This is a genomic window from Paractinoplanes rishiriensis (genome assembly GCF_016862375.1).
GTDB classification, from domain to species: Bacteria; Actinomycetota; Actinomycetes; order Mycobacteriales; family Micromonosporaceae; genus Actinoplanes; species Actinoplanes rishiriensis.
The window spans coordinates 1-23,845 of the sequence record NZ_BOMV01000076.1 but is presented as its reverse complement, the minus strand read 5'-3'; the positions used below and the strand labels follow the sequence as shown (position 1 = coordinate 23,845).

At 68.7% G+C, this 23,845-nt stretch carries 23 protein-coding genes; 5 read left to right on the top strand and 18 right to left on the bottom strand.

The features are described 5' to 3' along the window. Positions 1–32: 32 nt before the first annotated feature. Positions 33–1,622 (bottom strand): alpha/beta fold hydrolase, encoded by a 1,590-nt coding sequence (locus Ari01nite_RS35280; RefSeq protein ID WP_203786600.1) that lies wholly within the window; start codon positions 1,620–1,622, stop codon positions 33–35. Positions 1,623–1,642: 20 nt separating this feature from the next. Then, a complete protein-coding gene (locus tag Ari01nite_RS35275) occupies positions 1,643–2,365 on the bottom strand; it encodes a helix-turn-helix domain-containing protein (protein WP_203786599.1) in 723 nt (240 codons plus the stop codon). A gap of 384 nt (positions 2,366–2,749) precedes the next feature. Here Ari01nite_RS35275 and Ari01nite_RS35270 point away from each other — a divergent pair, with 384 nt between their 5' ends. Next, entirely contained in the window at positions 2,750–3,508 is a 759-nt protein-coding gene (locus Ari01nite_RS35270) for a hypothetical protein (protein ID WP_203786598.1), read from the top strand. A gap of 567 nt (positions 3,509–4,075) precedes the next feature. Here Ari01nite_RS35270 and Ari01nite_RS35265 read toward each other — a convergent pair. Genes Ari01nite_RS35265 through Ari01nite_RS51080 form a run of 3 tightly spaced genes read right to left on the bottom strand, consistent with a single transcriptional unit; the run spans position 4,076 to position 5,845 of the window. Continuing rightward, positions 4,076–4,954, bottom strand: coding sequence for an NAD(P)-dependent oxidoreductase (locus Ari01nite_RS35265; protein ID WP_203786597.1), 879 nt, complete (start codon positions 4,952–4,954; stop codon positions 4,076–4,078). Next, positions 4,951–5,310, bottom strand: coding sequence for a LysR substrate-binding domain-containing protein (locus Ari01nite_RS51085; protein ID WP_275410909.1), 360 nt, complete (start codon positions 5,308–5,310; stop codon positions 4,951–4,953). Before Ari01nite_RS51085 ends, Ari01nite_RS35265 begins: the two co-directional genes overlap by 4 nt. Next, entirely contained in the window at positions 5,279–5,845 is a 567-nt protein-coding gene (locus tag Ari01nite_RS51080) for a LysR family transcriptional regulator (RefSeq protein WP_275410907.1), read from the bottom strand. Before Ari01nite_RS51080 ends, Ari01nite_RS51085 begins: the two co-directional genes overlap by 32 nt. 107 nt (positions 5,846–5,952) lie before the next feature. On the opposite strand from Ari01nite_RS51080, the gene Ari01nite_RS35255 reads away from it, so the two are divergent. Together Ari01nite_RS35255 and mgrA are read left to right on the top strand one after the other, a co-directional pair. After that, positions 5,953–6,798, top strand: coding sequence for an aldo/keto reductase (locus tag Ari01nite_RS35255; RefSeq protein ID WP_203786596.1), 846 nt, complete (start codon positions 5,953–5,955; stop codon positions 6,796–6,798). 55 nt (positions 6,799–6,853) lie between these two features. Next, entirely contained in the window at positions 6,854–7,855 is a 1,002-nt protein-coding gene (gene mgrA, locus Ari01nite_RS35250) for an L-glyceraldehyde 3-phosphate reductase (protein WP_203786595.1), read from the top strand. A gap of 49 nt (positions 7,856–7,904) precedes the next feature. On the opposite strand, the gene Ari01nite_RS51460 is transcribed toward mgrA, so the two are convergent. Next, positions 7,905–8,021, bottom strand: coding sequence for an SEC-C metal-binding domain-containing protein (locus Ari01nite_RS51460; protein WP_203786735.1), 117 nt, complete (start codon positions 8,019–8,021; stop codon positions 7,905–7,907). Between the two features lie 179 nt (positions 8,022–8,200). Next, complete coding sequence (locus Ari01nite_RS35240; protein ID WP_203786594.1) at positions 8,201–8,785, bottom strand: lipoprotein; 585 nt, start codon at positions 8,783–8,785, stop codon at positions 8,201–8,203. Between the two features lie 92 nt (positions 8,786–8,877). Here Ari01nite_RS35240 and Ari01nite_RS35235 point away from each other — a divergent pair, with 92 nt between their 5' ends. Further along, positions 8,878–9,369, top strand: a complete 492-nt coding sequence (locus Ari01nite_RS35235) for a hypothetical protein (RefSeq protein ID WP_203786593.1) — start codon at positions 8,878–8,880, stop codon at positions 9,367–9,369. A gap of 161 nt (positions 9,370–9,530) precedes the next feature. On the opposite strand, the gene Ari01nite_RS35230 is transcribed toward Ari01nite_RS35235, so the two are convergent. From Ari01nite_RS35230 to Ari01nite_RS35185, 10 genes are all read right to left on the bottom strand, one after another. Next, positions 9,531–10,688, bottom strand: coding sequence for a glycoside hydrolase family 6 protein (locus Ari01nite_RS35230; RefSeq protein WP_203786592.1), 1,158 nt, complete (start codon positions 10,686–10,688; stop codon positions 9,531–9,533). A 135-nt stretch (positions 10,689–10,823) separates the two neighbouring features. After that, the gene (locus tag Ari01nite_RS35225; RefSeq protein ID WP_203786591.1) at positions 10,824–11,735 is read right to left on the bottom strand and encodes a carbohydrate ABC transporter permease; all 912 of its coding nucleotides are present in this window, start codon (positions 11,733–11,735) and stop codon (positions 10,824–10,826) included. A 9-nt stretch (positions 11,736–11,744) separates the two neighbouring features. Further along, positions 11,745–12,650, bottom strand: coding sequence for a carbohydrate ABC transporter permease (locus Ari01nite_RS35220; RefSeq protein ID WP_203786590.1), 906 nt, complete (start codon positions 12,648–12,650; stop codon positions 11,745–11,747). Between the two features lie 29 nt (positions 12,651–12,679). Beyond that, the gene (ngcE, locus tag Ari01nite_RS35215; RefSeq protein ID WP_239163293.1) at positions 12,680–14,044 is read right to left on the bottom strand and encodes an N-acetylglucosamine/diacetylchitobiose ABC transporter substrate-binding protein; all 1,365 of its coding nucleotides are present in this window, start codon (positions 14,042–14,044) and stop codon (positions 12,680–12,682) included. 79 nt (positions 14,045–14,123) lie between these two features. After that, on the bottom strand, positions 14,124–15,041 hold the full coding sequence (locus tag Ari01nite_RS35210) for a carbohydrate ABC transporter permease (protein WP_203786588.1): 918 nt from the start codon (positions 15,039–15,041) through the stop codon (positions 14,124–14,126). Beyond that, on the bottom strand, positions 15,041–15,973 hold the full coding sequence (locus Ari01nite_RS35205) for a carbohydrate ABC transporter permease (RefSeq protein WP_203786587.1): 933 nt from the start codon (positions 15,971–15,973) through the stop codon (positions 15,041–15,043). Before Ari01nite_RS35205 ends, Ari01nite_RS35210 begins: the two co-directional genes overlap by 1 nt. 64 nt (positions 15,974–16,037) lie before the next feature. Continuing rightward, positions 16,038–17,348: an extracellular solute-binding protein gene (locus Ari01nite_RS35200; RefSeq protein WP_203786586.1), complete on the bottom strand. Its 1,311-nt coding sequence runs from the start codon at positions 17,346–17,348 to the stop codon at positions 16,038–16,040. Then, the gene (locus tag Ari01nite_RS35195; RefSeq protein ID WP_203786585.1) at positions 17,345–18,319 is read right to left on the bottom strand and encodes a MurR/RpiR family transcriptional regulator; all 975 of its coding nucleotides are present in this window, start codon (positions 18,317–18,319) and stop codon (positions 17,345–17,347) included. Before Ari01nite_RS35195 ends, Ari01nite_RS35200 begins: the two co-directional genes overlap by 4 nt. A gap of 805 nt (positions 18,320–19,124) precedes the next feature. After that, entirely contained in the window at positions 19,125–19,487 is a 363-nt protein-coding gene (locus Ari01nite_RS35190) for a cupin domain-containing protein (RefSeq protein WP_203786584.1), read from the bottom strand. Beyond that, a complete protein-coding gene (locus Ari01nite_RS35185) occupies positions 19,484–20,773 on the bottom strand; it encodes a MurL-like N-terminal domain-containing (RefSeq protein WP_203786734.1) in 1,290 nt (429 codons plus the stop codon). The genes Ari01nite_RS35190 and Ari01nite_RS35185 overlap by 4 nt, the downstream gene beginning before the upstream one ends. A 107-nt stretch (positions 20,774–20,880) precedes the next feature. Between Ari01nite_RS35185 and Ari01nite_RS35180 the strand changes: the two genes are divergently transcribed. Further along, on the top strand, positions 20,881–21,732 hold the full coding sequence (locus tag Ari01nite_RS35180; protein WP_203786583.1) for a Mur ligase family protein: 852 nt from the start codon (positions 20,881–20,883) through the stop codon (positions 21,730–21,732). 147 nt (positions 21,733–21,879) lie between these two features. On the opposite strand, the gene Ari01nite_RS35175 is transcribed toward Ari01nite_RS35180, so the two are convergent. Continuing rightward, on the bottom strand, positions 21,880–23,004 hold the full coding sequence (locus tag Ari01nite_RS35175) for a globin (RefSeq protein ID WP_239163292.1): 1,125 nt from the start codon (positions 23,002–23,004) through the stop codon (positions 21,880–21,882). Positions 23,005–23,845: the final 841 nt, after the last annotated feature.

Below are 23,845 nucleotides of genomic sequence, written 5' to 3'. Positions count from 1 at the left end.
GACGTATCGACGGCAGACAGCCTACGTCGTCGTCAAGGATTGATGAGGAACTCCGCCACCGCCCGGTCCCCCTCCGCGTTGCGCCCCTGGATCGAGTGCCCCATCCCCGCGATGACCACCAGCTTGCCGCGAGGCGTGCGGGCCGCCTGCTCGATCGCCCACTCCACCGGCGTGGACAGGTCGCGGTCCCCGTTGATCAGCAGCACCGGCATGGTCAACCGATCAGAAGGCGGCTGCGGATTGGGACGGGCCGGCGGCCAGTGCCGGCAACCCTGCACGAAGCCGTGCGCCACCGAGGTCTCCCTCTCGAACGGCCACACGTCGCCCGCCCTGACCTTGTCCAACGCCCGTTCGACAGCCGCATCCCGCCCACGCAGCGGCGCCGCCGAATCACCCCAGGGCGCTTCCACCTGGTCGGCGCACAGCGTCGCCACGTGCAGCCCCGCGCTGTACTCGCCCGGCGGCGTGTTCTCTCCACCCTGGAGATCCGCGATGGCGGCGTTAAGCGGCCCCGGATCGCCCTCGGCCGCCAGATGCAGCAGGTCAAGCACCGGAAAGAACCCGTTCCCGGTCAGCTTCGGATCCACGATGCTGGCGATCACGAGCAGGTCGAACACACCCACCCCGTTGTCATACCGCCGCACCACCTCGGCCAGTTCGGCCGCCGGATCCCGGCCGCACTCCTGCTCGGCACAGGCTTGCCGGAGCACCGGGCCCGCCCGCCGCAGACTGTCCAGGTAAAGCACATCAAGCTGATCCTGCGGAACCACAGAATCAAGAACAAGCCGGTGTACGCGCCGCGGGTGAGCAAGGCCGTAACGGGTAGCCACAAAGCTGCCGTACGAAACCCCGTCCAGCGTCCACCGCGAAACCCCCAGCGCCCGCCGCAGATCCTCAAGGTCCGCAACGGTGTCCGAAGTGGTGTAGAAGTTGCGGTCGCGCCCCAGCAGCCCCGCGCACTCCCGCACCGCACCGGCCGACGGCGGCGTAACATCCGACGCCCCCACCTCAGCCTGCAACCGAGGACAGTCGATCGCCCCCGCGCCGGTCCCCCGCTGGTCGATCATGACCAGCCGATAGTCCTCAAGCAGGTAGGACAGCCGCTGCGAGATCCGCGGCACCAGCGCCGGCCCGGGTTGCCCAGGCCCACCCGACAGCACGAGCAGCACCCCACGAGGCGCGTCCGCGTTGTCGGCCACCGCAACCCGAAGCCGCAGCCTGCCCCCGGTGCGCCCACTGCGCCCGCTGCGGTCCAGGGGCACGGTCAGATACGAACAGGTGAAATCCGCGATCTCCACACAGGGCTGAGCATCGGTGAGCCCGGTGCGCTCATCGACCCCCGTCGGCCCGGCCCTGAGCAGAGCATCAGCGGCAACCGCTCCACCGCGGGCGTCGCCCTCGGTCATCCCGCGCGCTGCCGCCGGGCCACCGCCGAGCGACGCTCCACCGTGAGCGCCGACGCCGGTCGTCCCGCGCGCTGCCGCCGGGCCACCGCTGAGCGACGCTCCACCGTGAGCGCCGCCGCCGGTCGTCCCGCGCGCCGCCGCCGGACCACCGCTGAGCGACACCACCAGCGCGGCCGCCATCAACGCGGCACCGATGCGCCTCGTCGGAGCTGTCATGGAAGCCATCCGACCCGATCTCAGTCGCAGCGGCGTTGGATATTCATGCGCGTTTCGACGGCCAGCAACCGTTTGACCGCGCTCGGCGGCAGCCCGACCTGCCGGCGCATCAGCCGGGTCAGATGGGCCTGATCGGCGAACCCATACCGCGCCGCCAACGTCCGAAGGCAGTCCGCGCCGTCCTGAACGTCGGCGAGCACCGCGCGTACCCGCATCCGATTTCGATACCCGGTCAGCGTCTCGCCGGTAACCCGGCGGAAAATCCGGCTGAGGTGGTGCGGCGAGGCGTTCACCTCCGCCGCGATTTCTTTGAGGCCGTACGTGAAAAGGCCGCCGGCCAGCACCTCCTGCGTCTCCGCGACAAGACGTCGATGGACCGCCGCGGTCCCCGGCCGGACCGCCCCGCTCGACGGCACACCTGACGGCAAGCTCGACGCCTCAAGCCGGGCGACGATCGCGAACACCTGCTCGGCAACCGCAAGCCGATCGGCACCACGCCGGCAACTGGCGATCAGGAGCCGATGCTGCAGATCGGCCACGTCGTCCAGCGGAAGCCGGTGCACGGAAGCCGGCCACCGGTCGAGCTCCGGCTCCAACTCCACGGCCGTGAACGTGTCGCCGCAGCCCAGCGGATGCGCGACGCTGAGCTCATCGCCGGGCCGGGTGATCACCGCCGCCCCGGTGTCGACGAAGGACTGACGCCCGTTGACCCGCAACAGGTAGGCCCCCGAACGCGGCAGCACGAGCCGGTGCTGCCGCTCGACGGCGGGCCGTGTGAACCCGGTGCCGTCCAGCCCGCACCGAGCCTCGAACAATCGCAATCCATCAATATGCCCGAGACATCGCCCGGTCCCCGGCTGACTCGAGTATCTGACCAGGCATTCCCGGCATCCCCGTAACATTCGCCCCTCCGGCAGTTCTCTTTACATTTCGTCTGCCCATGTCCAATCGACCGTGGGTAGCAGTATGTTGACTCCCTGACAGCGAGCGACGACCCGACGACCGAGGACTCCGTGGTGACAGGCAGCGAGCACGACGACCAAGCCGACGAGCCGTCGTCCACCAGCGGCTGGATCGCAGGCACACCCCCGGGCGACCCCGGTGGATCACCAAGGAGTGTTCCGCCGTTGTACACGGGCGGTATCCATCGCCCATACCCCGGCCAACCGAACGCCACCACCACCGACGTCAACGAGGGCAGCTCCGTCCGCTCCCAGTGGACCCTGGCCCTGGCCGTCATGGGAAGCGTCCTGCTGATCGGCGCCACGGTCCTTTTCTGGCGCCACGAGGACCCGTCCTCGAACCCGCCCACCGTAGCCCTGCCCGGCCCTTGGGAACCCCCGACCGCCGGCCCCGACGCCTCGGCCCCGGTCCTGGACGTCCCGCCCGCCCCAGGCTCCGCCGGCGCCGCTTCCCCCCGCCCCGAGCCCACCGAGACAGCGGACGACGAGGAAGCCCCGCCCCGAACCACCTCCCCCACCAGGCCGCCGACCACGCGCCCCACCACGAGACCGCCCGCCCCCAACCTGAGCCTGGGCGCCAACACGGACGCGGACGGCTCGACCAAGGCCGACGGAACCAGCTTCAACGACGTCAGAGACGGCAGCCTGTCCACCTTCTGGTCCCCCACCGCGTCAACCGGCACGGTCTCGGTGAAGTGGCCAGGCACCATCCGCCTGTCCCGGATAATCATCAAAGAACCGGCTGGCACCCCCCGAATCCGCGCTTGGCGAGTAAAAGACCACGACGCCAACACCATCCTGGCCACCGGCACCGGCGCAGGCGAAATAACCTTCACCCCCACCACCCTAAGAAAAATAAGCTTCGAAATCCTGACCTCGAATGGCACCCCCCGAGTGGCAGAATTCGAAACCTTCGCCCAGTAGTAACCGAAAAGACGCCGCAAAAGCACGCCAATACGCAGCAGGCCGACGCGGACAGTCACCCGGCTTTCGCCGCCGAACCCGCCCACCGCGCCTGCGACGAATCCGCCGCCGACACGAGGCATACGCAACCGGGCGGGCGCCTCGCATCCAGCCCCCGGGAAACGGCCACCTGACAAGGGCGCCGCCTCAGTGGAGGCGCACGGGTTGAAGCGGCCCCGGGTCGGCCTGCCTTCACCCGGTCACGTGAAGCCTGACGCTCGCGGTCGGGGCGTGATCGTTCGGCGTCCCGGCGTTTCAAGCCCCATGCGCGGTGGTGTTCGCGGTCGCGGCGGAACTGTCCGGCTGCGGGAAGAATAATTGCATGCCGCAGCGCGGTCGCGAATGCCAGAAGCCCTGATCGTGGTGCGGAATTGCAGCTGTCGCATGGACCGATTCTTGCGCAAGCCCCATGGCTCACGTCAGTATTTGATCATGCCAACCTTCGGGCAAAATTGCCCGTGTGACCTAGCGTACATTTCATTGGCGTGCGGAGTGCGCCGCCGCGAATAATGGGCGCACCAAACCGCACTACTCGGCGAAGCTGGCGAAATACGACGCGGCCATGTCGTCATCGCCGTGGCCCTGCTCGGCGGCCCTACGGAAACGCTCGGCACCGGCCTCTACTACGTCCAGGCGCACGCCATGGGAGCGGCCTGCGTCGGCGATCAGTTTGGCGTCCTTCTCGGCCGTGGCGACGGCGAAACTGGCCGGTGACAGCCGGTCTTCCACGATCATTTTGGCCTTCAACTGGAGGTAACCCATGTCCAACGGTCCGCCCGCGATCAGTCCCAGGAAGTCGTCCGGCGCCACCCCCAGGCCATTGGCCAGCGCCAACGCCTCGGCCACGCCGTGGGTGGCGGCCAGCACCCAGCTGTTCAGCACCAGCTTGAGGCGGGTCGCCGACGCGGCGGCGGGGTCGGTTCCGGTCCAGACCGTCCGGGCGCCCACGGCCTCGAAGACCGGCGCGACGGCTTCCCGGCCGGCCGACGGGCCCGCGGCCAGCACGACCAACTGGCCGGCCTCGGCGGGCTGCCTGGTCCCGGACACGGGCGCGTCGAACCACACCAGGCCCTGCTCGGCGGCCTGCGACGCCAGCGCCGGGAAGTCGTCCAGGCCCACCGTCGTCGACTGCACCCAAAGCTGGTCACGCCGCAGGCCGGGGGCGGCCTCGGCCATCACCGAGAGCACGGTTGCGCCGTCGTACAGCATGGTCAGCACGGCGTCGGCGTCGCGCACCGCGTCGGCGGGGGAGTCAGCCACGGTGATGCCGTCGGCGGCCAGCGGTTCGGCCTTCGGGCGGCTGCGGTTCCAGGCGCGAACATGGTGGCCGGCCTTGGCCAGGTTGCGGGCCATGGCGGCGCCCATGATCCCGGTCCCGAGTACTGCGACGGTCAGTGAGTCACTCATACCGCCATCTTGCCCGGCAGCATCCGCAGCAGCGCCTCGGTCGCCGGACCGGGCGGCGCCGCTGTGGGCAACGCCACCGACACCTGCCAAGACTGGCCGCCACCGCCGGGGCGCAGGGCGATCGCGGCAAGACCCTTCGCCTGCGGTTTGCGGGTCACCGGTGCCGGCACGAGCGCCACCCCGAGTCCCTGATGCACAAAATCAAGGAGCGTGTGTACGTCGTTGACCTCGACGGACATGCGGCGTTCCAGGGCGGCACGACCGAACGCCAGGTCGTTGACCCGGCGAGCACCCCAGTCGGCGCTGAAGTCGACGAAGTCCTCTTCAGCGAGGTCGGCCCAGGTCGACGGACGAATACTCGGCCAGGCGATGGCCGGGGTGGGTGAGCAGGGTCATCTCCTCGGCGGCCAGCGGCAACAGCCGTACGCCCTCCGGGGCTGGGCCCGGCAGTGCCACGAATCCGACGTTCAGCCGGCCCAGGCGAATCTGCTCGGCCACGTGACCGGAACCGGCGTACCGCAAACGGATCTCGACACCGGGATGAGCTCGACGGAAGGACGCCAGCATGGGTGGCAGATCGATCACTCCGAGGCACTGCTCGCAGCCCACGGCTAGGGTGCCGCGCAACAGACCACGCACCGCGGCCACCGCGTCCCGGGCCGCCGCCGCGCTGGCCAGCGTGCGGTGTGCCTCGGACAGCAGGGCCCGGCCGGCGTCCGTCAGCTCGACCCGGCGGGTATTGCGGACGAACAGTTCCGCGTTCAGGTCCTTCTCGAGCGCGCGGATCGACGCCGAGAGCCCCGACTGGGCCACCCGCATCCGCTCCGCGGCCCTGGTGAAATGGCGTTCCTCGGCGACCGCCACGAAGTACTCCAGGTGTCGCAGCTCCACGATTGAGCAGTCTACGTGCTGAATCCGAGCGCTTTCTTCTGTTGGACTCCTGACCGTTGGGGTACGAGGGTTGGAGACGTACCCACTTTTTCTGGAGGTTTCTTTCCATGCAGAGCCGTCGCATCGGCGAGGTCCAGGTCAGCGCTATCGGTCTCGGCGGCATGCCGATGTCGATCGAGGGCCGGCCGGACGAGGAGCGGTCGATCCGCACGATCCACGCTGCCCTCGACGCCGGTATCACCCTGATCGACACGGCCGACGCGTACCACCTTCACGCCGACGAGGTCGGCCACAACGAGTCGCTGATCGCCAAGGCGCTCGCCTCCTACGGCGGGGACACCTCCGGCGTGCTGGTCGCCACGAAGGGCGGCCACCTGCGGCCCGGCGACGGCAGCTGGACCAAGAACGGCTCGCCGGCCCACCTCCGCGAGGCCTGCGAGGCGTCGCTCAAGCGGCTCGGCGTCGACGCCATCGGGCTCTACCAGTTCCACCGGCCCGACCCCCATGTCCCGTACGCCGACAGCGTGGGCGCGATCCGCGACCTGCTCGACGCCGGGAAGATCCGGATGGCCGGCATCTCCAACGCCGACCCGAGCCAGATCCGCCAGGCGCAGGAAATCCTCGGCGGCCGCCTGGTCTCGGTGCAGAACCAGTTCTCGCCCGCGTTCCTCTCCTCGGCTCCCGAACTCGAACTGTGCGACGAACTGGGCATCGCCTTCCTGCCCTGGTCGCCGCTGGGCGGCATCGCGCGTGCGGGCGAACTGTCCGGCGCGTTCGGCACGGTCGCGGAACGGTACGGGGTCAGCCCGCAGCGCGTCTGCCTGGCCTGGCACCTGGCCAAGTCGCCGGTGGTGATCCCGATCCCCGGCGCCAGCCGTCCCGAGACCATCCGCGACTCGGCTCAGGCCGACTCACTCCAGCTCACCGCCGACGACCTGGCCCTGTTGCCCTGACCCTGTTGCCCACCCTGTTGGCCAGACCGCGCCGGCGCAATCCGAGGACGATCACATGTTTGCCGACAACCGTTACGACACCATGGAATACCGCCGCACCGGGCGCAGCGGACTTCATCTGCCCGCCATCTCGCTCGGTCTGTGGCACAACTTCGGCGGTGACCGTCCGCTGGAGACGCAGCGGGACATTCTGCGTCGCGCCTTCGACCTGGGCATCACGCACTTCGACCTGGCCAACAACTACGGGCCGCCGTACGGGTCTGCCGAGGAGAACTTCGGCCGGGTGCTGGCGACCGACTTCCGGGCGCACCGCGACGAACTGGTCATCTCCACTAAGGCCGGGTACGACATGTGGCCCGGTCCATACGGCAATGGGGGTTCCCGGAAGTACCTGACCGCGTCGCTGGATCAGTCGCTGCGCCGGCTGGGCCAGGACTACGTCGACATCTTCTACTCGCATCGGACCGACCCGGACACGCCGCTCGAGGAGACGATGGGCGCGCTGGACTCGGCCGTACGGGCTGGAAAGGCTCTTTATGTTGGCATTTCGTCCTATTCACCCGAGCGGACGGCCGAGGCGGCCGCGATCCTGAAAGACCTGGGCACGCCGCTGCTGATCCATCAGCCGTCGTACTCGATGCTGAACCGCTGGATCGAGGACGGGCTGCTTGACACGCTCGAGGAGGTAGGTGCCGGCTGCATCGCCTTCTCGCCGCTGGCGCAGGGCATGCTGACCGGCAAATACCTGAACGGCGTGCCGGATCACCTGCGCAATTCGATGTCGGAGGACTGGCTGTCCGAGGAAAACCTCGACAAGATCCGTGCGCTGAACGGGATCGCGGAGCGCCGCGGGCAGTCGCTGGCGCAGATGGCTATCGCCTGGGCGCTGCGTGACCCGCGGATGACGTCCCTGGTACTGGGAGCTAGCAGCGTAGCCCAGCTGGAGGGCAACGTGGCGGCGTTGTCCACCACGGCGTTCACGGCGGAAGAACTGGCCGAGATCGACAAGTACGCCACCGAGTCGGGCATCAACCTGTGGGCCAAGTCCAGCGAATAGGCACCGGCGCCGCGCGGATGGCCCGCACCCGCGCGGCGTGCGATGTCAGTCACGTACGTAGTAATGGCCGTTGCTGTCGTCGAACCGGCCACTCGCGCGGCAGCACCGGCGGAAACCGGCGCCCCGACCCGCACGGGCACGGGTCTTTGCCGCCGAGCTTCTCGATGAGTTCGGTGTCCGTTCCGACGACGCGGTCGCCGCGCTTGACCTGGGTTTCGCTAGAGGGAACCCCCGGCGGCGCTTGCTAGTCGGCTCAAAAGGAAAGGTCGTTGGTGCGCATGGTTGCCTCCCAAGGTGCGATGGGTGGTGACACGGTAGGGGGGCGCAGCGCCACCCGCGACCGAATTACGCCAGGGTGCTCTTCGCCAGTTCGTACGCGGGCAGGATGCTCTCGTGCTCGTCGCTGTCGAAGCTGTCGAGCGCGACCACCACGATCCCCTGCGCGGTCTCGACCACGAACGCCCGCTCCTTGTCCACCTCGCCGTCGTCCAGCGGGCTCTTCTGCTGGTACACGACCTCCACCGCGGCGCGGTCGCCGATCCGCAGGTCGGTGAAGGCCGGTTCGAGGGCACCCTTGCCGATGAACGCTTCGAGGCTGGTCCGCAGCTCGGCTTTGTCGCCGGCGTACACCCGCAGGAAGCCGATGTTGCCCGCGGGCTTGGCGTCGATCTCGCAGACCATCGTGACCGGGCCCTTCTTGGCCAGTTCGGCCAGCGGGTCGTCGGGCGCGATCGAGACCGTCTTGGGTTGGTACGACTCCTCGAGCGTGAACGTGACCGGCAGCTCGCAGCCGCTGCCGGCCGCACCCACGCGCGGCCCGCCCGGGGCCGGTGCCGGCGGGGCGGTCGCCGCACCGCTGCCGCCGCAGGCCGTCAGGGCGAGGGCAACTGTCGAGGTCAGGACTCCAGCGACGATCTTTCCGATTCTCACAGGGCAGGCAGTGTACGGCCCGGGCGGCCGCGCTTCGACCCCGTAGGTTTCGAGTTGATCAAGGAGGTGAGGATCGGCTAGCGTGCCCGCCCGTGACTCGAATCCGTAGTGCTTCTGCCCTGCTCATCTGCGCTTCCGTGCTGACTCTCACCGCGTGCGGCGGCGCGGACGAAGCCGGCGCGCCCACCGCAACCGCCACCACCGCTGCCTCCGCACCGGCCGCCACGCCCACCTCGGAAGCCGCACCCGCGGCCGCCGGCGCCGATGACAAGAAGATCTGCGAATCGGTCAAGAAGGCCGGCGAGGAGATGAAGGCGGAGCTGGTCAAGGCGGTTCAGGCCGGTGAGGACTTCGAGTCGCCGGAGGCCATGAAGAAGATCATTTCGGGGCTGCACGAGAAGCTTGTCCCGCTGGCCGCGTCGGCGGGTGACAGCGAGGTGGGTGCCGCGCTGACGGCGTTCAGCGAGGAGGCCGCCAAGTCCCTCGCGGCCAAGGACCCGTCGGCGAACGAGAAGGAGTTCGAAAAGACCGGCACGGCGATCACCGCCGCCTGCAAGCCGACCGGAGTAAACGCCGGCTTCTGACAACCAGACGGCGACCGCGGCCGCGATCAACAGACGGCGGCGAACAGGCGGCGGACGGGCTGGCGAACGGGCGGCGGCGAACAGGCCGGCGGCGAACCGGCGGCGAACCGGCGGCGAACAGGCGGCCAACAGGCCGGTGGCCAACAGGCGGCGGACAGGCGTCAGGTCAGCGGCGGATAGGCATTGGCCAGCAACTGCTGGAAGTGGGCCGAGAACCACTCCCCGCGGTCCGGGCTGCCCGGAAGCGCTCCCGTCGGGTTGAAGCCGTTTGCCGTGCCGCCGCCGTAGGTCGGGTCGCACATTCGGTTGAAGCCGCGGATCGGGGACGGGGTTCCGTTGGCGTCGGAGAGGCCGGGCGGCCGTGCCCACACGTACGCGTCAATGCCTCTGGCCGGATTAGCCCTCGGCCTCTCGCCCAGGCCGGCCCCCGCCTGGTTGCACCAGTTGTTCTTGTGCGCGCGGCGGTCCACCCGGGACTCGTCGACGCGCGTGTTCAGGTCGGGGGCGGCGCTCGGCGCGGCCGGGCGGTTCGGGCCGCCCCAGCCGTTGCGGGACGTGTCGATCAGCATGCCGATCCGCGGGGAGAAACCGGCCTCGATCAGCCGGGTACGCAACGCCTGCGCGAACGGCAGTTCCGCCTGGTACGGATTGCCCTCGCCCCATCGGCTGTCGCGCGCCTCGGCGGTCAGGAACGGCTCGCGGAGCGGCGAGTAGTTGCCGACATTTGTCACGAAACCGTCCACGTCCAGCCCGGAAACCAACTGCACCAGCGGGTTCATCGTGTCGTCGCGCCCGGACCAGGCGTGGCTGGCGACGTCCAGGTAGGTGTAGACGTTCGGGATCGGGCCCAGCTTCGACAGCAGGTAACGGATGCCCAGCACGTAGCTGCCGTTGGCCCGCACGACGTCGCAGCCGAACGTCGCCGTCGGCTGCGGGGTGGTGTTCACGAGCAGGTTCGGCAGCGCCTTCACCTCGAGCATCGTCACGATGCGCAGGCCCGCATATTTCGGGTCGGCCAGGATCGCCGCGATCGGGTCGACGTATTCGGCACGGTAGCGGGCCAGCTCGGCCGGCCCCAGTTCGGCCTCCGGCACGAGTTGCTCGCAGTCACGCCCGGGCAGGTTGTTGAGCACGAACTGCACCAGCCCGGCCCGCTGGGCGAGCGCCGCGTCGAGGTGCGCCCGCAGCCCCATCGCCCCGTTGAGGCCCTCGATGCTGGCGATATTTTCCAGCCACACCGCGGTCGCCTGCCCGGACACCCGGTCACCGCCCGGTTCGGCCGCCGCCCGGGCGCTCCACTCCGGATTCACATAGGCCACGGCACCTTTGTACGGATTGTCCACAGGAGCCGGAGCGGGAACCGGCCCGAGTAGCAGACCCACGGCCAGCAGTGCGGCGTTCAACATGCGCGCCAACCCCCATAAGAGCGATGAGCGTCAATGTTAAACCGAACGCTACTTGACCGCACCTGCCGTGAGTCCGGCTTGGATCTGGCGCTGGAAAATGGCGTACACGATGATCATGGGGAGGATCGAAAGGGTGAGCGCGGCGAACAGCGTCGACCACTCGCTCTGGTATCCGGCCGAGACGCTGATGTTGGCGATGCCCTGGGTGAGCAGGTATTTCGACTCGGAACCCGGGCCTGTCATGATCACCACGGGCAGCAGGTACTGGTTCCACTGGCCGACGATGTTGAAGATCGTGATGCTGACCAGGCCGGAGCGCGCCATCGGCAACATGATCTGGAAGAACTTACGGGTGTGCGAGGCCCCGTCGACCGTGGCCGCTTCCTCGATCTCGTACGGCAATGATTTGAAGAAAGCCGCCAGGAAAAAGATGGTAAACGGAAGCGAATAGGCGATATAGACCAAAACCAGGCCGGTGTACGTGCCGAGCAGTCCCATGTTCTTGAGGATGTAGAACAGCGGTGCGAGCGCCATGAACGTGGGAAACGCCAGGCCGGACACGAACAGGTAGTAGATGACCCGGTTGCCCGGGAACGAGTACCGGGCCAGCACGTACGCGGCCATCGAACCGAACAGCATCGTCCCGGCCGTGCTGATCAGCACCACGATCACGCTGTTCAGGAAGTACCGGCCGATGTGCGCCTCGGTCCACGCCGAGAAGTACGTGTCGAGCGCGAAGGTCTCGGGCAGCGCGAACGGCTTGCCCAGGAAGATCTCGGTGTTGCTCTTGAACGAGGCGAGCAGCACCCAGATCAGCGGCCCGGCCGTGATGACCGCCCACGCGAACAGCGCGATGTGCGCCATGCCGCTGAACGCGTTGATCTCCCGTTTGGTGTCCGGTTTACGGCCCGCCGGGGTCGCGCCGGCCGGTGCTTCACGGCTGGTGGTCAGATTGGACATCGCCACGCCTCAGACTTCGACGGACTCGCGCCGGGTGAACCGCAGGGTCACATACGCGAAGAACAGGGTCAGGAAGAACAGCACCACGCCGATCGCGGACGCGTAACCGGCCTGCGAGAACTCGAACGCGTTGCGATAGATCATGAGGCTGAGCACGGAGGTGGCCCCGTTCGGACCACCCCGGTCCACGGTCATGATGTTGACGAGGGCGAACGCGTCGAACGCCGCGATGCCGAGGTAGACCCAGGCGACCTGGATCGTGCTCCACAGCAGCGGCACCGTGATCCGGAAGAACAGGGTGATCCGGGAGGCGCCGTCGAGCGCCGCCGCCTCGTAGATCTCCTGCGGTATCGAACCCATGCCGGCCGAGAACAGCACCACATAGAAGCCGATCGCCTGCCAGATCAGCACCACGAGGATGCAGGTCATCGCCCAGCGCTCGTCGGCCAGGAACAGCCAGGGCTGCCACGACTCCGGGAACAGGCCGTTGATCATGCCGCTCTTGTCCGGGCCGAACACCCGGCCGAAGATCACCGCGACGATGGCGAGAGCGAGCAACTGCGGGAAGAAGAAGATCACCCGGTAGATCCGGGAACCCCAGACGCCCCGGGTCGCGCCGCCCTTGTACCCCCCGCCGACGTTCAGCAGGAACGCGAAGATCAGCGCGATCGCGATCGTGATCAGCGGCAGCAGGAGCAGCAGATAGCCGTTGTGCCGCAGCGACTTCCAGAACAGCTCGTCGTCCCAGAGCTTGCGGAAGTTCTCGAACCCGTTGTAGGTGATCGGCCCGAACCCGGACCAGTTGGTCATCGCGAGCTGGAAGGTCTGAACGTAGGCCGCCACCACGAAGACGGCGTAGAGCGCCACCGGCACGACAAGAAAACCGATGATGAAGGGATACTTGCCGTGCCGCATGACGCTCCTGCCGTGGAAAGCCGTGAAACTCAGCTGCGGGTGAACTTGGTGATCGAGGAGTCCTTGGCCACCGCCTGGGACGCCGCCTCCATCCGGTCGCAGAACTTCTGCGCGTCGCCGCCCTTGAACATCAGGTCGTTGACGGCGCCGCGCGACTCGTCGTCCAGCTTCTTGTACCAGGTGTCGAACAGGTAGCCCATGAACACGTCCTTGCCGGCCTTGCCGAGCATGTCGTTCGCGCTGGTCAGGCCGGGCGAGATGGTCTGGCCGTCGGCGGCACCCGCAACCACGGTAAGCGACTTGGTGAGCTTGGTGAAGCCCAGCGCCGCCTCCTTGGAGAGCATGGTCCGCAGGTACTCCTTGCCGCCCTGCGGGTTCTTGCCCTTGGCCGCCGCGAAGTAGATCTCGCCGGCCGCCGCGTTGATCGCGGTGGCCGGGAGCTTGTCGGCCGCGGTCAGGCTCGGGTACGCCGCCACCGCGTACTCGAACGTCGGCGGGGTGTCCTTGGCCTGCTCGTTCTCGAGCCAGGAGCCGCACGGGTAGATCGCGAGCTTGTCCTGGTTCTGCTGGAGCTGAACCTCGGTGTGCCGGAGGCCGAGGAAGGTGGGGTTGAGGTACTTCTTGCCCACCTCGCCCCAGGCCTGCGCGGCCTGCTTGATCGCGTCGTTCTGCCAGGCGCCCGGCTTGAGGTTGTCGATGTCCTTGAGGACCTGCTCGGTGCCGAGCTTGCCGGCGCTGGTGAGCAGGGCACGGACCATGTAGTACGACGCGTTCGCGCCGGCGTAGCCGAACGGTGTGATGCCGGCCGCCTCGATCTTGTCGAGAAGCGCGGTGAACTCGGCCCAGGTGGCCGGGATGGCCCAGCTGTTCTTCTCGAAGAGCTTCTTGTTGAACCAGAGCCCGAAAACCGTGAACGAGTAGTTCACCGCGAACGGCTTGCCGTCGTACGTGCCCTGCTCGACCGCGCCCGGCACCAGCGTCTCCGCGACGGTCTTGCCGGCGATGTCCAGCGACGGAGCCGCGAACAGGTCACTCAGGTCGGCGGCCTGCTGGGCCTTCACGATGGCGCCGAAGTCCATCAGATTCGAGCCCGAGTTGTTGATCATGTCGGGCGGGGTGCCGGCGTTCATCCGGGGCTGGACGACCGTGGAGATCTGCTCGGTGGCCGAGTAGGTGACCTTGGCATCCGGCCACTTCTTGTTGAACAGCGGGGTGTCGATGTCGGTCGCGTACGCCGTGCCCAGGCCGCCGTTGAAGATGACGATCTCGACGCCGGCCTTGGGGTCGATGCCCAGCGGGTTCTCCGCCGACTTCTCCCCGGAGGCCTGGGTCTGCGGCTCCTCGGAGCCACCCCCGACGCAGGCACTCAGCATGCCCACGGCTGGCGTCGCCATGAATCCCACGGCGGCCGCGCGCCGCAGCAACGAACGGCGGCTTAGTTCAGACTTCTCCGTCACAGCAACTCCTCAGTACTTACCCTTTGACCGCACCAGCCGTCAGGCCGGTGGCGATGTTGCGCTGAATGATCAGGAAGAAGATCACCACCGGGATCGAGGTGATGATCGCACCGGCCATGAGGGGCCCCCATGCGGTACCGCGGGTTGTCTGGTTCTGCAGCAGCCACGCCATCAGGTTCTGCTTTTCCGGGCTGTTGAGCGTGTTGATGATGAGGAATTCATTCCATGCCTGAATAAACCCGTACACGCTGGTGGCCACGAGGCCGGGACCGGTGAGCGGCAGGATGATGCGCCAGAACACCTGGGCACGGGTGCAACCGTCGATGAGGGCCGCCTCGTCGAGTTCGCGCGGGATGCCGGAGATGAAGCCACGCAGTGTCCACACGGTATAGGGCAAGATCAGGACCAAGTAGGTGATACTCACACCTATCAGACTGTTGGTCAAGGATGCCTTCTGCAGCATCAAAAACAGCGGAATGAGCAACGACAGGAACGGCACCAGCTGCACGCCGAGCACGACCAGGATGATCGCCCGGCGGCCGTAGAACTTGAACCGCGCGATCGCGAGCGCCGCCAGGAAACCGACCACCAGCGCCCCGGCCACCGCCATCAGCGTGACGATCAGGCCGTTCAGCATGTTGCGCAGGAACAGCGGCGCCTTGACCGCCGACACGAAGTTGGCGAACGTCGGCTCGTGCGGCCAGAACGTCGGTGTCAGCGCCAGCACCTCGTCGGCCGGCTTGAACGCGGTGTTCAGCACCCAGTACACCGGGAACAGCATCACCAGGGAGAACAGGATGCCGCCGAGGTTGGCGGCGATCGTGCCGGCCCGGCTGCGGCCGACCGTGATCACGCCCTCGTCCGCCTTGGCCTTGCGGCGCTGGCGACTAACTGATGCGCTTGTGGCCGGCGCGCTGGTGGTGGTGGCGACCATCAGTCCACCTCTCCGATCTTGAACATCTGCCGGATGTAGAACGCCATGACGCCGAGCATCAGGATCACGGTGATCACCGCGATGGCCGCGCCGAGGCTGTACCGGGACTGCCCGAAGGCCTGCGTGTACGAGTAGGACGCCAGGGTCTGGAAGGCCGGCTCGGGGTGCCCGTCGCGCAGCACCCAGTTCTGGGTGAACAGCCCGAAGTCCCAGATCACCGACAGCGTGGTCACGATGATGATCAGCGGCTTGAGGATCGGCAGGATGATGCTGCGCAGCGTCTGCCAGGCGCCGGCGCCGTCCACCGTGGCCGCCTCGATCAGTTCCTTGGGCACCTGGGTGAGGCCGGCGTTCAGGGTGATCGCCAGGAACGGGATGCCGGCCCAGACCACCAGCGAGGTGATCAGCAGCCAGCCCTGCGCGGGGCTCACGAACCAGCTGTGGTTGTGGTAGTCGACGCCGGGCAGCAGGTCGATCACGTAGTTCAGGACGCCGAAGTCGGAGTCGGTGATCCACCGGAAGATCTGCGCGGCGACCAGTTGCGGCAGCGCCCAGACGAACATCATGGCGACCACCATCATCATCCGCACACTGCGGTTGACCCGGCGCATCAGCAGCGCGATGCCGAGCCCGGCCAGCACCGAGACGGTCACGGCCACCACGGTGAACGCGGCGGTGTGCCAGACCACGGTCCAGAAGGCGCCGTCGGAGAGGATGCGGGTGTAGTTGTCGACGCCCACCCACGGGGGCGTACGGCCACTGAGCAGCTCGCGCAGCCGCATGTTCTGGAACGACAGCAGGACCATGTTGACCAGGGGATAGCCCAGCAGGCCGGCCAACAGCAGGAGAGTCGGGAGCGCGAGCAGCCAGGGAGTAGCACCCTTGGGCCAAGCTTTTCCGCGGGCGTGACGCGGCGTCTCAACGACGGACATCAGGGAGGCCTCTCGGGGAAGGCGGTGCTGCCCGCCCGTCACCGGACGGGCAGCACACCGGGGATCAGCTCTCGTTGAGGGTGGTGTTGATCTGGTCGTCGGCCCACTTGGCGCCGTCGGCCACCGACTTCTTGCCGGTCAGGATGTCGGTGAGCATCGTCTGCAGGACGTTGCCCTTCTCGACGTCCGCCCACTTCTCCGCGTTCGGCGTGAACCAGCTGCTCTTGGCGGCCAGCGCGGCCGGCGCGATGGTCGGGTTGTCGGTGGCCGCCTTGTCCAGCAGCGCGGTCGAGTTCGGCAGCGCGTTCGCCTTCACCAGACCGGCCATCGAGGTGCTGTCGGTGAAGTGCTTGATCCACTGCGCGGCCAGTTCCTTGTTCTGGCTCTTCTCGGTCACGCCGAGGTTCGAGCCACCGAGGAACGACGGGATCTCCGGCATCGGCGCGGCGGCCAGCTTGCCCTTGACCTTGGTGTCGACCATCGCCGAGTTCGGGTCGTTCGGGTCCTTCTTGACCTGCTCGGCCGCGCCCTGCTCCCAGGCGTTGCCGTAGAACATGCCGGCCTGGCCCTGGGCGAAGATGCCGGCCTGCTCGTTCTCGTTCTTGGTGGGGTCGGCCTTCGAGTACTTCTTGACCAGGTCGACCCACTTCTGCAGGCCCTCGACCGAGGCCGGCTGCGAGAGCTGGCCGACCCACTTGTCGCCCTCCTGCTTGGCGATGTCGCCACCGGAGGCCTTCACCCAGGACATCGCCGCATACCAGTACTGGCCCGGCATGTAGACGGCGCCGAACTTGGCGTCCTTCTGGGTGGTCTGCAGCTTGTCGGCGGCCGCGGCGAAGTCGGCGTACGTCTTCGGCGCCTCGGTGATGCCGGCCTTGTCGAACAGATCCTTGCGGTAGATCAGCACCCGGGCCCCGGCGTAGTAGGGCACGCAGTAGGTCTGCCCCTCGAAGTCGCAGGCGCCCTTGAGACCGGCCAGCCAGCTGCCCGAGTTCTCGTAGTCGGCCGGGTTGATCGCGGCGAACGCTCCGCTGAACACGTACTTCGGGAACTCGGTGTTGCCGAGCTCGACCACGTCGGGCACGTCCGAGCCGGCCAGTGTCGCGTCCAGCTTGGTCAGGTGGTTGGCCCACTGCTGGTACTCGACGTTGACCTGCGCGCCGGTCGCGTCGGTGAACCGCTTGGTGGCGTCGTCCACGACACCCTTCCAGGCGGACTGCGCGTCGACCATCAGCCAGACCTTGAGGGTCTTGCCCTTGCCGTCGACCGGACCGGAGGCGGAGGTGGTGGGGGTGTCGTCGTCGTTGGACCCGCACGCGGCGGAACCGAGCAATGTCGCGGCGAGCGCCGCGGCAACCGCGATCTTGCGCTTCACGCTTCCTCCTGGGGAGTTATGTTTCGTTTCGCATCTTTGAGGGATTTGTGACCGTGAACCGCCTGGGCGGTTCGCTGAAACGCCGCGTGCGAACGTTCATGAGTCCGCTGCGCAACCGCGACGTACAGCAGATCGAGGACGACCAGTTGCGGATGCCGGGCGCTGAGCGCATCCGGCCGGAAGGTCGTCGCCTGGGTGGCGGTGAGCAGGACGATGTCGGAGAGCTCGGCCAGCGGGGAGCGCGGGAAGCTGGTGAGCGCGATCGTGGTGGCACCCCGGCTGCTGGCCTCCGCCAGCAGCTCGATGGTCTCGCCGGTCTCGCCGGAGTGCGAGATGCCGAGCGCCACGTCGCCGGGCCGGGACAGCGCAGCGCTGGCCAGGCCGTTGTGCACGTCGGTCCAGGCCCACACCGGCACACCGATGCGGTGCAGGCTGAACTGCATCTCCTCGCCGACCAGCGCGCTGCCGCTGGCCCCGAAGATGTTGACCCGCGGCGCGCCCGCGAGCGCCACCGCGGCCCGCTCCACCTCGACGAGGTCGAGCAGGGCGGCGGTGTCGTGCATGGCCCGGGTGTCGGCCGCCATGATCTGCCCGAGCACCCGCTCCAGCGGATCCCCCGGCTGGATCTCCCGTCCGATGTCCACGGTCCACCCGGCACTGCGCGCCCGCCCCGTCTCGGCCGCGATGCCGATCCGCAGGTCCGCGTACCCCTCGAAGCCGAGCGCGCGGCAGAACCGGGTGACGGTTGCCGGCGACGTGCCGCTGCGCTCGGCGAGCTCGACGATGGTGGCCCGCGACGCCGCCGCCGGATCGGTGAGGACCTGCTCAGCCACCCGCCGCAGAGCCCCCGTGAACTCCGGCGACAGCGACCGAACCCGCACCAGCACCCCGTCCTCCGGCGCCCCCCGATCCGAGACCAGGGATTCGACGACCGCGGTCGGCGCCGCGCCGTCCATCTCTGGCTCGCTCATGGGCCACCCTTTCAGGAAGGAGTGTTTACTGTCGCGGTAAAAGTTCTTACTAAGGACCCCTTCATGTCAAGCCCGCGGGTGAAGTTTTCAAACCGTTACCTGACCTGCCCCAATCCGCTCCCGCCCCCTCAACCCCCATCAATCCGTAAATGTTCTTTACGACAACTCCACCCGCCGATGCCCCTTTTAGACCGCTTCGTCATCCACCTTTCGACCGAGTCACCCTTCCTCCAAAAGACCCACCCCAAAAACCCCATAAGGTACGGGCACAGCCGTCCCCCACCAGTTCAAGACCGAACCCACCCCAGCGGCCGGCACCGTCGGCCTCACGCCGCTCACCGACCCCCGGCCCCTGCCCCATCACCCACCCCGCCCTTCCCGCACCCACCACCCGCCCCCGCGACCCCATGCCATCGGCGGGTCGCGTTGAGCGGGCGGCGTTGAGCGGGCGGCGTTGAGCGGGCGGCAATGAGCTGGCGGCATTCAGCCGGCGGCCTTGAGCGGCGGCCTTGAGCGGCGGCCTTGAGCGGCGGCCTTGAGCGGCGGCCTTGAGCGCCTGGATGCCGACTAGGGCTACGTTCGAGGGAGGTCAAGTGATCGACGAGCACCTCGGCCACCGCCGTTGTTCGTTTCTGCGGGGCTGGGCCGAGAAACGAAAGCATGCGAGCATGACCGCCCCGGCGATCGCCGCGCAGATCGCGAGGTTGAAGAGTTCGCGTTCGGGGCGCACAGGAACTTTCCCCGGGTAGAGCAGGCTGGACCGCAGTCCTGGGGCCGCGACCGCCCTGGATCCCGCGCGGCCCGGCTACGGCTCCAGCGGGACGGCGAATCCTGGGACGCTGGGCCACCGCACTGTCATGACCAACGACTCCTCTTCGGCGAACCACGAATGGTCGTCGCCCGCTCCCCACAGGACGTAGTCGCCGGGGGTGGCCAAAACTACCGTGCGTTCGGGGAATTCCATGTGGAAGTTGCCGCTGATGAGGATCAGCAAAGCGGTTCGGTGTTCGCCGTGTACCCAGCGGGCTCGGCGGTCGCCGGCCGGGTGGCGGCCCCATTTGATCTCGACGTCGGGGCTGTGCCGGGGATCTTCGGTGGGTAGGAAGTAGCCCAGCAGCCAGCCCCGCTCCTTCGGGGCGTCGACGTCGGCGTTTCCTACGTGGATCACGTCAGGGCCGCGTCGAGAATCTTGGCGTAGCCGGGCGGCACATGGGTGGGGCCGCCGGGGGTGAGCACCGCCTCGCGGGAGGCAGCCGCCCACGCCTGGGTGGGGACCGCGGCCCGCAGCGCGACCAGCACCGGCGCGTCGTCGTCCAGCATCGACAGCGCGACCAGCGACTCCTCCACCTCACCCACGCACTCGAACGGCTTGTGCGCGTCGATCCCCAGCAACTCCAGGAAACCGGGCACCTGGGCCTCGTCCGCGAACAGGTCGTGGCCGAAGATCCGGGTCAGGCGGTCGCGTTCCATCGCGGGGGCCATCGCCAGGAAGACGAAGCGGCACTTCGGACAGTCACCGCACCAGCGCGCCGTACGGTCATGAAGTTTGAAGGCTTTGTTGCAGCTGGTCACGTAGTCGTCATACCGGGTGTGGCGGGCGAACAACTGCGCGATGTGGAGTTCGGACAGGGAGCGCAGCAGCGAGAAGTACGGCTCGGTCAGGCCCGCGTGTGCGCTGACCGCGGCGCGGAGCAGGCCCTCGGCATCGACGCCCTTCGACCACTGGTGGTTGACCTCGTGACCGTTCCAGATCAGGTTGGGGTCGGACGCCGAGCGCTCGTTGGACATCACCACGGGGCCGAGCCCGTGCCAGGCCGCGGTGGCGATCGCGATCAGCGAGTTGATCGCGGTGACCGGGATGTGGCCGTTCAGCGCCCCGGCCTTGTTGAGTTCGAACAGGCGCGGGTCGAGCTTGCGGCCGGCGGTCAGGGCGGGCAGCCCGGTGGCGGTCAGGACCGACGTGAGCAGCGGGTTCGGGTTGACCGAAAACGGCACGGGCTCAAGGCCGGCCGCGCGCAGGATCTCCAGGGTGACGATCGAGTCCTTCCCGCCGCCGACCGGGGAGAGCGGCCGCGCCTGCGCGTTGTCGACCGGCTCGGCGAGATCGGCCACCCCGGGGGTCTCGACAACCACATCGAGCACGTACGGGAGTTGATTGCGGTAGGCGAATTCGGCCAGGCCCTTGGTGTAGACGGCGGTGAACAGATCGGCAGCGGCCCGCGGTACGGCCGTGGGAGCGACCACCCGCGGCGGCGCGCCAGCCTTGTAGTAGCTCACCCCGGCCACCACATGCAGCAGGTCGAGAACCCGGTAGAACGTCGCCGGCACCTGCCCGCCCGTGGGCACCGGGAACGTGATCGTCTCGGTGAAGCTGACCGGTTCCGGGCCGTCGAGCAGGTAGTCGAACGTCGCGACGCCGGTCTCCGGGTCGAAGGCGTACGAGGGGAAACGCATGACGTCGAACCGCACCCGGGAAACTCCTGTCTGGTCGCCGGCAAACCCGCCAACGGGCAAATCCGCCGACCGGCAATACTAGTTCGACTCGACGAGGAGGGTTCGACGTGCGCCTGGCAGACCTGAACGGCCGGTCGGTGGCGGTCTGGGGCACCGGGCCACACGCCCGGGCCGCGGTCCGGGCCGTCAAAACGTACGAGCCCACGCGCCTCATCGCGGTCGATCACACGGCCGGCTTCCTAGCGGTCCCGTGGGATGACGAACCGGCCCCGCTGGCCGGCGGCGACCACGCCCACTCCGCGCTGGTCACCGCCGAGGTGGTGATCCGTACGCCGGACGTGCCGGGCGACCACGAGTGGCTGGCCGATCTCCGTGCGCGGGGCGTCGCCGTCACCACCGGTAGCACCCTTTGGCTCGCCGATAACGCAGCGCGAACCGTAGCGGTGACCGGCGGCGCGAGCCGAGCACTGGCGACCGGGCTGACGGCGTACCTCCTCAAAGCTTTTGATCGTGTGGTCGCCTCTGGTGAACCGGCGCTCGCGCTCTCCCCGGCCGACGAGTACGTGATCGAACTGCCGGCCGCCGAATGCACCGCCGAGACCCGGCCGCCGCACGTGACCGTGGTGACCGCCGGCGAACCCGAGCCCGCGGTGCTCGACCTGCTGCGCCGCGGCTGCGAGATGATCGTGGTGGACGGCACCGACCTGGCCCTGCGGGACGCGATCCGCGGCCTCACCGACCTGAACGGCTTCCCGCCTATCCCGGCCGCCGCCGACGATTCGCGCTTCCGCATCGAGGACGGCCAGGTCTTCTGCAGTGACGAACCGCTGTTCCCCAGTGACCTTGTGCGCACGGACGGCCCAGCACTCTGCGTAGCGCTCGCCGTCCTCGACGGCCTCGGTATCGACGTGCCCGGCGCTCGCGACGAGTTGGCCGCCGCGGTGAAGGCGTTCGGCTAAATTCAACCTAGAGGCCGGGTGCTGACCGCCGACGCGATCCCGGCGCTGACCGGCGAGATCCACCTGATCGGGAGCGCTTGCTCGGCCTGGTCGACTGCGAACGGACGTCGACCGGGTCGCTGCTGCTCACCTACGCGCGGGCGTGACTCACTCCGGCACGTCGTGGTGGATGTGGTCGGGGGCGACGCCGAGCTGGTAGAGGGCCGCGCTGGTGGCCTCCAGCATCAGCGGCGGGCCGGCCAGGTAGACCTCGTGGTTCGACCATTCGCCGTACGCCGCGACGGCGTCGGTCACCACGCCCGAGGCATACGGTCCGGGGTCGCCCTCCGCGATCACCGGCACGACGGTGGCGCGTTTCGCCGTACGGGCGATCTCCGAAATATCCTCGATGTCGTAGAGCTCGGCGAGATTCCGGACTCCCCAGAACAGCACGGCAGCCCGCGGGTCACCCGTGTCCGCCAGTTCCGTGAGCAGTGCCTTCAGCGGCGCCACCCCGGTGTCGCCGGCGATCATCAGCAGGTTCCGGTCCGGCCGTTGCGGCAGGGCCATGTCGCCCTCGGCCGGGGCCAGCCGCACCACGTCGCCGACCGCGGTGCGGTAGACCAGGGTGCCGCTGACGCCGTTCCGGGTCTTGGCCCGCACATGCAGTTCCAGCAGGTCGTCGCGGCGCGGCGCACCGGCCAGCGAGTACGGCCGCCAGATCCCCGGCAGCTCCGGAACCTCGATCCGCGCGAACTGCCCCGGCCGGAACGGCATCGGCAGCGTCGGCCGCAGCCGCACCACCGCCAGATCGGGCCGCCGCAACTCGTGCGTCGCCACGGTGGCGGTCCAGATGTGCTGGGCGGCGGCCGCCTCGCCGTGCTGGATCCACTCGTACGCGTGCTGCCAGGTGGACCGCCACGCCACGTCGAAGTCCTGCCGCCAGGCCCCCGCCGGCATGCCGGCCCGCATCGACTCGGCCAGCGCCGCGCCCACCATGTGCAGCTCACCGGGCGCGACCCCGCACGCCGCGAGCGCCGACCCGAGCCGCCCGCACCCGCTGACCACGAGCGGCGGCTGGTCCAGGTGGTGCACGAGCCAGGTGAGCGCCCGCGCCAGCAGGAAGATCTGATTGCCGGCGTCCCCCGGAAGCTTGCGCACCAGCCCCGGTTGCGCCTGCACCAGCGCATCGCGGAACCGCTCGGCCACCTCGGCGGGCCCACCGGCGAACGTCAGGCTCGTGCTGAGCAGCCGCTGCGTCTCCCGCAACAGCGCGTCATCGGCCGGGTCCATCCCGTCCCCCGCCGCCCTGGCCCGCCCCGGCGCCGCAACCATCGGCGGCGACACATGCATCGGCGCCCGCGCCCCACTTTCGCCGGTCGCTCCCGACGCCCACCGAGGCCGCCCGGGCACCGGCTCACCGTCGTCAAGACCGGGATCAACACCCATTTCCGGTACGTGTGGACGCGCGACCGCCGGCCGACGCCCGACCCCGAGCCCACCGAACCGGTTGCGGCTCGGCCGCCCGATCCCTTCCTCCGCGTAACGGTCCTCGACAGCCCGCAGCGCCCGCTCCGCGTCCCCACCAGCGCCGGCCGCGACATCGGTGTTTCCGGCAGCGTCGGCTCCGAGATCACGGCCCGCGGGAGGCACTCCAGGCGCGGAGCGCCGCGTGGGATCGATCGGAAGCAGCCCGGCCGGACGAAGCAGCGGGCCTTGCCCCAGCCCGCCCACCGGCCCGCCCAGCGACCCGCCCACCGGCCGGGCCGAGCGCGACGACGCGGAACCCAGCCGCCGCTCACCCGCTCCGGACAAATCCGATATTTCGGTTTGTTCGCGAGGAAGAGGTTCCCCAGGCGCGAAAGAGCCGAGTTCGCTTAGCCCGGACAAATCCGATATTTCGGTTTGGTCCCGGCGAGAGAGTGCGCCAGGCGAGGAATGGCCGCCGCTTGGGGAGGGGTCATCGGTGGGGCCCGGCGGAATGGCGCCCGGCGCCCCGGCGGGGCCGGGGGGCGACGCGGCGGCGGGGCCGGGCGGCGTCGCAGCGGCGGGGCCGGGCGGCGTCGCGGCGGCGGGGCCGGGCGGCGACGCGGCGGCGGGGCCGGGCGGCGACGCGGCGGCGGGGCCGGGGGGC

Bases quoted from the DNA above. Each gene is read 5' to 3' on its own strand.
- Ari01nite_RS35280 (WP_203786600.1), bottom strand. From the start codon at position 1,622: ATGACAGCTCCGACGAGGCGCATCGGTGCCGCGTTGATGGCGGCCGCG.
- Ari01nite_RS35265 (WP_203786597.1), bottom strand. From the start codon at position 4,954: ATGAGTGACTCACTGACCGTCGCAGTACTCGGGACCGGGATCATGGGC.
- Ari01nite_RS35255 (WP_203786596.1), top strand. From the start codon at position 5,953: ATGCAGAGCCGTCGCATCGGCGAGGTCCAGGTCAGCGCTATCGGTCTC.
- mgrA (WP_203786595.1), top strand. From the start codon at position 6,854: ATGTTTGCCGACAACCGTTACGACACCATGGAATACCGCCGCACCGGG.
- Ari01nite_RS35225 (WP_203786591.1), bottom strand. From the start codon at position 11,735: ATGTCCAATCTGACCACCAGCCGTGAAGCACCGGCCGGCGCGACCCCG.
- Ari01nite_RS35220 (WP_203786590.1), bottom strand. From the start codon at position 12,650: ATGCGGCACGGCAAGTATCCCTTCATCATCGGTTTTCTTGTCGTGCCG.
- ngcE (WP_239163293.1), bottom strand. From the start codon at position 14,044: ATGGCGACGCCAGCCGTGGGCATGCTGAGTGCCTGCGTCGGGGGTGGC.
- Ari01nite_RS35210 (WP_203786588.1), bottom strand. From the start codon at position 15,041: ATGGTCGCCACCACCACCAGCGCGCCGGCCACAAGCGCATCAGTTAGT.
- Ari01nite_RS35205 (WP_203786587.1), bottom strand. From the start codon at position 15,973: ATGTCCGTCGTTGAGACGCCGCGTCACGCCCGCGGAAAAGCTTGGCCC.
- Ari01nite_RS35195 (WP_203786585.1), bottom strand. From the start codon at position 18,319: ATGAGCGAGCCAGAGATGGACGGCGCGGCGCCGACCGCGGTCGTCGAA.
- Ari01nite_RS35185 (WP_203786734.1), bottom strand. From the start codon at position 20,773: ATGCGTTTCCCCTCGTACGCCTTCGACCCGGAGACCGGCGTCGCGACG.
- Ari01nite_RS35175 (WP_239163292.1), bottom strand. From the start codon at position 23,004: ATGGACCCGGCCGATGACGCGCTGTTGCGGGAGACGCAGCGGCTGCTC.